This window comes from Buttiauxella warmboldiae, from assembly GCF_003818135.1.
Classification (GTDB): domain Bacteria; phylum Pseudomonadota; class Gammaproteobacteria; order Enterobacterales; family Enterobacteriaceae; genus Buttiauxella; species Buttiauxella warmboldiae.
The window spans coordinates 1-7,896 of sequence record NZ_RPOH01000088.1 but is presented as its reverse complement, the minus strand read 5'-3'; the positions used below and the strand labels follow the sequence as shown (position 1 = coordinate 7,896).

Here is a 7,896-nt window from a genome sequence, read left to right as displayed (position 1 = left end):
GATTGAAGCCGGGAATAAGGGCGTCGCGTTAAGCCTGAGAAACGCGTTAGCACCAGTGTTGCTAACGCTCATAAAAGATGTAACTAAGAGATAGCCTTTTCTGGAGAGGTAAGATCCTTAGTGTTTTCGGTTATCGATAGTCACGACTGGGTTGCCACTCGGGTCAGGCCGCCAAAGTCGTTAATCGCCTGCCAGCTCACGGCTCCTCCACAGGCGGTATTCCATCTCCGGTCACTGAATGGGGCAATCATGCCGGGTTCTTTAATCGCAGACGCCGCAACTTTCACCTGATAAAAAGAGATGAAATAAGGCGTTGGGTTATGTGCCGTCAGACGGTTCCCGTCGCAGCTAAAAGTGAGCTGTTTATAGGCCAGCGCAGGTTCACCTTTCAGCCCTTGCGGGCGGAAAAAGATTTTAAATTTCGACTTAACGTTAATCTGTAATTTATTGCTGTTCTCTTTACGCGCCGGGGCAATATTCTTCACGTTGAGCCAGAAAACAGATTCCCGGTCGGCAGGAAGCGGGGTGCCTATATAGCTAATACGCAGAACGTTTTTTTGCTCCGGATCGAGGCGAAATAGCGGTGGCGTCACCACAAAAGGCGCCGTCTGCGTATTTTTGCTGTCAAAATTCTCAATCCATGACTGAATAAGATAGGGCGTCTGTTTTTCCATGTTAGTAACAGAAAAGGAGACTTCGCGTTTACCTTGCGGATAAATAACCCGGGTGCCGCCCATTACCACGCCAGCATGAACATAATTGCTCATGACAGCCGAAAGCAGCAGCGCCGCCGTTGTCAATTTTCTCATCATGATTGTCCTGCCAGGAGATAAATAAGCAGAAGTGGCCTCCTGCTTATTTGAGATTGCTGACCTATGCTGGTGTTGCGAAAAATATAAGCTGCGCCAGCGGTCTGATTTTCAGAAAGAGATTAGTTATAGACCATCAGGAAGTTAGCATCCGCGTCCGCTTCGCCGGTGGTCACGGTATCGGTGATGGCATTGTAGTTGGCGTAGAAATCCAGCGTTTTTGAGTCTTCACCCGCGGCCAAATCGACTTTCTTCGAGACGTTGCCGATTTTAATCTGTGTATTGCGGTCGCTTTCATACAGCTTAACGGCAACGCCGGTCGCGGTATTTCCGTCGCTGTCTGCCGCAGAATTCAGACCCAGCAGGGTGTTATCCGTCGTGTCTTTCGTGCCGTCAAATAACACCGCAATTGATGCAACCGAATCCGGGCAACCATCAACTGAAATGTGGAACGGGGTACGGGTAGTCTCTTTTTGGGTCGCAAAATAGCTGGCAGCCCAGCTTCCGAGATCGACATTCTGGCCAGCGGTATCGGTGGTGACATTACAGGAAGCATCGGTGATTTTCCCGGTGAAGTGAACCACGCCGCCCGTGCCCTGGGTTCCTGCGTCCGTACCCGCATTGGTGTTCATACCGTTATCGGTATTATCGTTCGGCCCTGCCGCCAGTGCCGCACCGCTTGCGGCCATCAGACCACATACGGCTAACGCCAGAATACTGTTCTTCTTCATACGCAACGTTTCTCTTTTTATTTAAATAGACAAATTTAGCAAAGATGCCGGGCGTGTTTCCGTGTAGCTATTCAGAAGTCCATTTGAGTATTGGTGATGCCATACGGTCATTCCGCACTGGCTACTACTACGCAGCAAATCATTCATGCAGCTCGCAGAAAATATAAAATAGCCGGTAACCTGCCGTTGATTATTCTACCGCCGGGTTATCGATCACATTTATTCTTAAGCGCATGGAAAACATCAGCAACATTGTAATTAAAATGCCTCAGGATGCTAATTTAAGTTATTTAAAAATAAATTTTCGCGCGTATTTTTCGCAAACAGAACAGAGACTGACAATAAGCTATACCCTAAATAATTCGAGTTGCAGGAAGGCGGCAAGGGAGCGACAAATTCGTCGGGAACGAATTTGTCCAGCCAGAGGCTGGCCTCCGGTGAGAGACAGGATGTCTCTCATTAATCCCCAGGAGCTTACTTTAGTAAGTGACTGGGGTGAGTGAGTGCAGCCAACGCACATGCAACTTGAAGTATGACGGGTATATACCCTTGCGGATATAGCTCAGGCTGATGACAAACCTTATGTTTTTCGCAACACCAATATATCCATCAATAAAAAACCGGGGCCATCAATTTATTTTCGCCCTGCCATATCAGGAATAATCAAATCGCCACCCAGCACGTTCGACCCGAGAGCACTTTTACTGTTCTGTGTAAGCCACGTCACGATGCGTGCCGCCATCGCATCCATGGAGGACTCAATGGCAGGAATGGTCACCATACCCGGCAGCCAGTTTTCAGTAGTGACTAGCCTTTTTCGATGGAAACATATTTTCCATACCGTATCCAAACCCTGAACAGAGCGGGCTATTCCGTGATGACGATCCAATAAGCAAAGCCTTTATTCAATGGATATTGATACGTATCACAGATCCGTACCCCTCACATGGAAAACGGTTTCCATAAAGTATCAAATCATTTCCGCAATACTTTATTTACATTTTGAGGAGGAAGGTCAATGGTCAAAATCATGCTGTGTTGTTCCGCCGGAATGTCTACCAGCCTGCTGGTAAGGAAAATGCTGGACGTCGCCCGGGAGCGGGGAATGGCGGTGGAAATTGATGCCTACGGCGTCGCTGAATTTGATGTGCAGTTTCCGCGCTACCAGGTGGTGCTGCTCGGCCCACAGGTGAAATATATGTTAAGTACGCTCGCAGAAAAGACCGCCCCACACGGTATTCCCGTTCAGCCTATCGACATGATGGACTACGGTATGCAGCGTGGCGATAAAGTGCTGGATTATGCTCTGTCGCTTATCGCAGCGGCTCACTAAAAGGGTATGCATATGAGTTCGCTATATCAATCAATGGTGAAGGTGATAGAGGAATCTATCACGCCGCTGGCGGGCCGTCTGGGGCAACAAAAGTACGTTATCGCCATTCGCGACGGCTTTACCGCTGCTCTGCCGTTTATGATCATCGGCTCTTTTATGCTGGTGTTTATTTTCCCGCCGTTCTCGGCCGACACCACCCTCGGCTTTGCCCGCGCGTGGCTGGATTTTTCACAGACTTACCGTGAACAATTGATGCTGCCTTTCAACCTGAGCATGGGGGTAATGACGTTCTTTATCTCGGTTGGGGTTGGCGCCAGCCTGGGCCGGCAGTTTAATCTCGACCCGGTGATGTGCGGCCTGCTGGCATTTATGGCATTTTTACTGGTCGCAGCCCCCTATGCCGATGGCAAAATTTCCACGCAGTACCTTTCCGGGCAGGGCATTTTCACGGCGCTGATTACCTCTATCTACTCCACGCGTGTTTATGCATGGCTAAAAGAGCGCAAAGTCACCATCCGTCTGCCAAAGGAAGTGCCGACGGGCGTCGCGCGCTCCTTTGAAATACTGATCCCGGTGGTGGTGGTTATCGGTACGCTGCACCCGCTGAATTTATTTATTGAAGCGCAAACCGGCATGATCATGCCGCAGGCGATTATGCATCTGCTGGCGCCGCTGGTCTCCGCATCAGACTCGCTGCCTGCCATTTTACTCTCAGTGCTGCTGTGCCAGATATTCTGGTTCTCCGGTATTCACGGCTCGCTGATTGTGACCGGCATCATGAGTCCGTTCTGGATGACCAACCTTGCGGCAAACCAGGCGGCGCTTGCCGCAGGCACCGCGTTACCGCACATTTATCTGCAGGGTTTCTGGGACCACTATTTGTTGATTGGCGGCGTTGGTTCCACATTGCCATTAGCTTTCTTGCTGTTGCGCAGCAAAGTAACCCACTTACGCACCATCGGCAAAATAGGCATCGTGCCGAGTTTCTTTAACATCAATGAACCGATTCTGTTCGGCGCGCCGATTATCATGAACCCGCTGCTGTTTATTCCGTTTATTTTCGTACCGATGGTTAACGCGGTGCTGGCTTATACGGCAACGAAACTGGGCTGGCTGGCACAGGTAGTTTCACTGACGCCGTGGACCACACCTGCACCTATTGGCGCGGCCTGGGCAACCAACTGGGCCTTTAGTCCGGTGGTGATGTGTCTGATTTGTATGATCGTGTCCACCTTAATTTATCTGCCCTTCCTGCGTGCCTATGAGCGTTCATTGCACAAAGCTACAGCAGAAAATGAAGCGCATGCACCGCTGACAAATACGGCAACCAGCAATTAATGATCACCGCTGAATAACTCTGGAAGAAATGATGATTGAATTAGAAGAAGCCGTCATGGAAATTATTATGAACGCCGGTCAGTCACGCAGCCTGTGTTTTGAAGCACTGCACTCTGCACGCCAGGGAAATATCGAAGAAGCCAGGCTGCTATTACAGGAGGCGGATGGCTATGCGCGTCAAGCCCATAAGATGCAGACCAAACTGATTGAACAAGACGCCGGTGAAGCTAAACAGCCCATGACGCTAATTATGGTGCACGCTCAGGACCATTTAATGACGTCGATGCTGGCGCGTGAGCTTTCAAGCGAAATTATTCACCTGTACCAACGTTAAGCATTACGTAAAAAACTATTTAACCTCTGGCAGGGAGAACTTATTAGCTAACCTATTTTAATTAAGCCCAATCCGATGAAAGTATAAAAAGATAACCAGGCTCTGGCGCAAGAGATTTTTCTATTAGCCGCGAGCAGGATATTTATCGTCTGAAAAATAAATTACTAAGTTGAGATTATTATGAAATTAATTAAACAGCTTCCATTAACCATGGCGATCATCGCCGCGCTTGGCCCAATTTCTGTATTCGCGCAAGAACCCATGACTCAGGAACAGATCGATCGGATAGTGGCTAAAGCCGTTGATAAAGCGCTGGCCGATCGTGAAGCCAAAATGGATGCCGCGCGAATTAAAAATACCGATACCCTGGTGACGCCACAGGTTCCCACCACGCCGGACCTCTCCATTCCCCTCGGGCTTAAATTTACCGGTTACGCCCGTTACGGCGCACATTTCCAGGCGGGTGACCAAAAATATATCGGCGTTGACGGCTCTTATAACGGCTCCTCCGCCATTGGCCGTTTAGGTAACGAAGGTAACGGGGGTGAGTTCCAGCTCACCAAAGCCTTTAAAAGCGAAGCCGGGGCGATTTGGGATGTCGGGGTAATGATCGACCACTGGGGTGATGAAGTTAACCTGAAAAAAGCCTATGCCGGCGTGACTAACCTGTTTGAATCACAGCCGAATGCTTATTTCTGGGCGGGCCGCGACTTCCACCAGCGTCCGCAGCAGGGCATTAACGACTACTTCTGGATGAGCCACGACGGGCAAGGCGCGGGGGTGAAAAACTTTGACCTCGGCTTCGCACAGCTGGACCTGGCAACCGTGGCGTCGGTTGAGCAGTGCGATCCGCAGATGATTGAGGACGGCAGCAACCCATCGCGCCTCTCTTGTACCGGCGGCTCCGGTACCGGCGACAAAGGGAACTATGCGGCAACTTCAAAACTGCACGGCATTAAATTTGGCCCGATTGATTTCGAGCTGTATGCCAACTACGGTTTTGATTCTAAAGCCATCGACAGCGATGAACGCGCCAAAGCCTGGCAGGCCGCCGTGGTGTTAAGCCATGCCGGAGACAACGGCGTGAATAAAATCATCACCCGCTATTCTGACCACTCCGATAACAGCGTTTATAACAAAACCAATGGCCTGCACACCGTGTACGCCAGCTTCGAGGGGAACTATAAGTTCACTCAGCAGGCGCAGGTGGAATACCTTCTCGCCTTCCACGACTACAATAATGACATACAAAAAGCCGACAATCGCCGCAACTATGGCGCGATTGTTCGCCCGATGTATTTCTGGAACGACGTGCATTCAACCTGGCTTGAAGCGGGTTATCAGCGCGTAGATTATGAAAACGACGGCGATAACAAAGGCTGGAAACTGACCCTTTCGCAGAACATTTCCATCGCGATGGGGCCGGAATTCCGCCCAATGCTGCGCTTCTACATGACCGGTGGCCAGGTTGAAAACAACCATACTACTCGTGTCGCGGGCGTAGAGAATACCCAGCTTGATTCATTCAACGTCGGCGCAATGTGGGAAGCCTGGTGGTAATCTCCCCTGCCGCCTTAACGTGGCTTAAATTATTCGGGATATAACACGCATAGCGCGGTGGGGTTTTCCTCACCGCAGCGCATCATAAATGGCCTGCTGTATTTCCACGGCGCGTTTTACGCCGCTTTCCGGCGGCTCGTTTTTACGCTGCTGTTGAGCGCTCAGGCGCAGTTTTGCTCGCTCCAGCTCCTCTTGCTGGCGTTTAATAGCTGCTGGCGTACGGCAAAAAGTGACCAGGAATTTTTTACGCAGCGCAGTCAGATTCTGGCCGTCATTCATCGCCTGGCTGAGGGTTCCGATCATGCGTCGGCACGGGCGCGTTTCATCCATCTGCGAGCGGTATTGTAATAAGGTATTGAGCGCATCGCGGTAATCCCCCACCAGCGCGGACTCGGTGAAATAAACTTTCCAGTTCATGCCGCCCTGCATAAACAGCCGCACCACGGTGGCATCTCCCCGCGCTATCGCCGAACGTAGATTCCCCTCCTCCCAGGCGATGCCGATATTAGCCAGCTTTTCACGCGCGCTTTCCGTTTGCGGGAGCGAATCAACGATCGAAAGTTTCGCGGGCTCCCTTTTCAGCACGGCGGGTTTATTGGTGATATCACTCAGTAAATACATACCCAAAATAGCCGCGCCCATCACCGCCACTCCGACCACGCACCACATCACCATCATTAGCGTCTCACTGGCGTCCTGCCGGCCTTTGGTGTTGCGTAAACCCGCTCGTTCAATGGCATCACACACCTCTTCACTGTCGCGCCCGGTGGCCTGATATTTTTTCTGCTCCAGCGCAAGCCAGCTCTGCAACTGCGCCTCATCCACCACCAGAAGCACCGCCGGGTTGACCCTGGTTCGCCCTTCATCAAAGGCTCGCTGAACGGGCGCGCTGCTTTGCTGGTAGTAACTGTCCAGCAGGGCAAGCTGTACCGAAGTGAGTTTCTGCTGTGCAATGAGATCGTTGCGAATTTCACGCACATCGTCGAGAAAAGTTTGCAGCGTTTTGCGCTGATCGATAAGCAGGCTCAGCTGTGAAACGTGCTGGAATAGCCCGGCGTAATGGTTGGCGTACTCTTTTTTATCGACCACCATCAGCGCCAGCTCGCTAAAACGCATTCCGCTGAGCACATCGCCACGTTCGCCATTTTTCAGCCAGCGGCGCACGCGGTCGGCGCCAAACTGCATTTTCAGCTTATGCACCAGCTGCGGCTGGCTGGCATAACTTTGATTCACCAGGGTTTTAAGCATCCATTCCAGCGCCCGCATCTGGCGTAACGCTTTTTGCTGCCCGGCCGTATCGTTACTTTCCACGACCGTTGAGTAACTCAATAGCGGCTGCCTGGCCCGCACATGTTCGAGATAACTCACAAAACGCAAGGCGGCAATTAACTGATTGTGGCTGACTTCCTGGCCGCTTTCATACTGCGGCACCAGCTGCTGGAGGTGGCGCAGCAATAGTGTGAAATGGGAGGTTTCTGCATCATTAAGATTTAAACGTTTTGCCACCGCCATCCAGCTTCCCAGCACCTGCCGTGCCTGCTCAAGCTGTTGGAAAAACCATTGCGGATCTTTGCCTTCGCGGACTTTAATGGTGAGCAGCGGCAGGATTTGCAATGAGGCCTGGCGAATCACTTTCAGGCAAGTCTCGAACTTTTCCCGCATCGGCAATTGGGTAGCGCTGGCCATGATTGTCCCTTTCCAATAAGAAGCCCGCATTCGGGTACAAGACGCAATTCAGACTGATGACAAACCCCATGACTTCCGCAAAACAAACATGGGCCATCAATAAAA

At 51.2% G+C, this 7,896-nt stretch carries 7 protein-coding genes and 1 pseudogene; 4 read left to right on the top strand and 4 right to left on the bottom strand.

Features of this window, described 5'->3' with window-relative positions; translation table 11 throughout:
- Positions 1–140: 140 nt before the first annotated feature.
- The 3 genes and pseudogenes from EHN07_RS18285 to EHN07_RS18275 all read right to left on the bottom strand — a co-directional run.
- On the bottom strand, positions 141–812 hold the full coding sequence (locus EHN07_RS18285) for a fimbrial biogenesis chaperone (protein ID WP_124025453.1): 672 nt from the start codon (positions 810–812) through the stop codon (positions 141–143).
- Positions 813–931: 119 nt separating this feature from the next.
- Positions 932–1,540: a fimbrial protein gene (locus tag EHN07_RS18280; protein ID WP_124025452.1), complete on the bottom strand. Its 609-nt coding sequence runs from the start codon at positions 1,538–1,540 to the stop codon at positions 932–934.
- A 634-nt stretch (positions 1,541–2,174) separates the two neighbouring features.
- A pseudogene (locus tag EHN07_RS18275) lies at positions 2,175–2,327 on the bottom strand (LacI family DNA-binding transcriptional regulator); the annotation flags it as partial.
- A gap of 231 nt (positions 2,328–2,558) precedes the next feature.
- Here EHN07_RS18275 and EHN07_RS18270 point away from each other — a divergent pair.
- The 4 genes from EHN07_RS18270 (at position 2,559) to EHN07_RS18255 (ending at position 6,105) form a co-directional block, all read left to right on the top strand.
- Positions 2,559–2,873: a PTS sugar transporter subunit IIB gene (locus tag EHN07_RS18270; RefSeq protein ID WP_124025451.1), complete on the top strand. Its 315-nt coding sequence runs from the start codon at positions 2,559–2,561 to the stop codon at positions 2,871–2,873.
- Between the two features lie 12 nt (positions 2,874–2,885).
- Positions 2,886–4,211, top strand: a complete 1,326-nt coding sequence (locus tag EHN07_RS18265) for a PTS sugar transporter subunit IIC (RefSeq protein ID WP_124025450.1) — start codon at positions 2,886–2,888, stop codon at positions 4,209–4,211.
- A 31-nt stretch (positions 4,212–4,242) separates the two neighbouring features.
- The gene (locus tag EHN07_RS18260) at positions 4,243–4,545 is read left to right on the top strand and encodes a PTS lactose/cellobiose transporter subunit IIA (RefSeq protein ID WP_124025454.1); all 303 of its coding nucleotides are present in this window, start codon (positions 4,243–4,245) and stop codon (positions 4,543–4,545) included.
- Positions 4,546–4,725: 180 nt separating this feature from the next.
- Complete coding sequence (locus tag EHN07_RS18255) at positions 4,726–6,105, top strand: carbohydrate porin (protein WP_124025449.1); 1,380 nt, start codon at positions 4,726–4,728, stop codon at positions 6,103–6,105.
- A 69-nt stretch (positions 6,106–6,174) separates the two neighbouring features.
- Here the strand turns inward: EHN07_RS18255 and EHN07_RS18250 are convergent, their stop codons facing one another.
- A complete protein-coding gene (locus EHN07_RS18250; RefSeq protein WP_124025448.1) occupies positions 6,175–7,791 on the bottom strand; it encodes an STY4199 family HEPN domain-containing protein in 1,617 nt (538 codons plus the stop codon).
- Between the last annotated feature and the right edge of the window lie 105 nt (positions 7,792–7,896).

Coding starts and splice junctions, on each gene's coding strand:
- EHN07_RS18260 (WP_124025454.1), top strand. CDS start 4,243: ATGATTGAATTAGAAGAAGCCGTCATGGAAATTATTATGAACGCCGGT.
- EHN07_RS18280 (WP_124025452.1), bottom strand. CDS start 1,540: ATGAAGAAGAACAGTATTCTGGCGTTAGCCGTATGTGGTCTGATGGCC.
- EHN07_RS18255 (WP_124025449.1), top strand. CDS start 4,726: ATGAAATTAATTAAACAGCTTCCATTAACCATGGCGATCATCGCCGCG.
- EHN07_RS18265 (WP_124025450.1), top strand. CDS start 2,886: ATGAGTTCGCTATATCAATCAATGGTGAAGGTGATAGAGGAATCTATC.
- EHN07_RS18250 (WP_124025448.1), bottom strand. CDS start 7,791: ATGGCCAGCGCTACCCAATTGCCGATGCGGGAAAAGTTCGAGACTTGC.
- EHN07_RS18270 (WP_124025451.1), top strand. CDS start 2,559: ATGGTCAAAATCATGCTGTGTTGTTCCGCCGGAATGTCTACCAGCCTG.
- EHN07_RS18285 (WP_124025453.1), bottom strand. CDS start 812: ATGATGAGAAAATTGACAACGGCGGCGCTGCTGCTTTCGGCTGTCATG.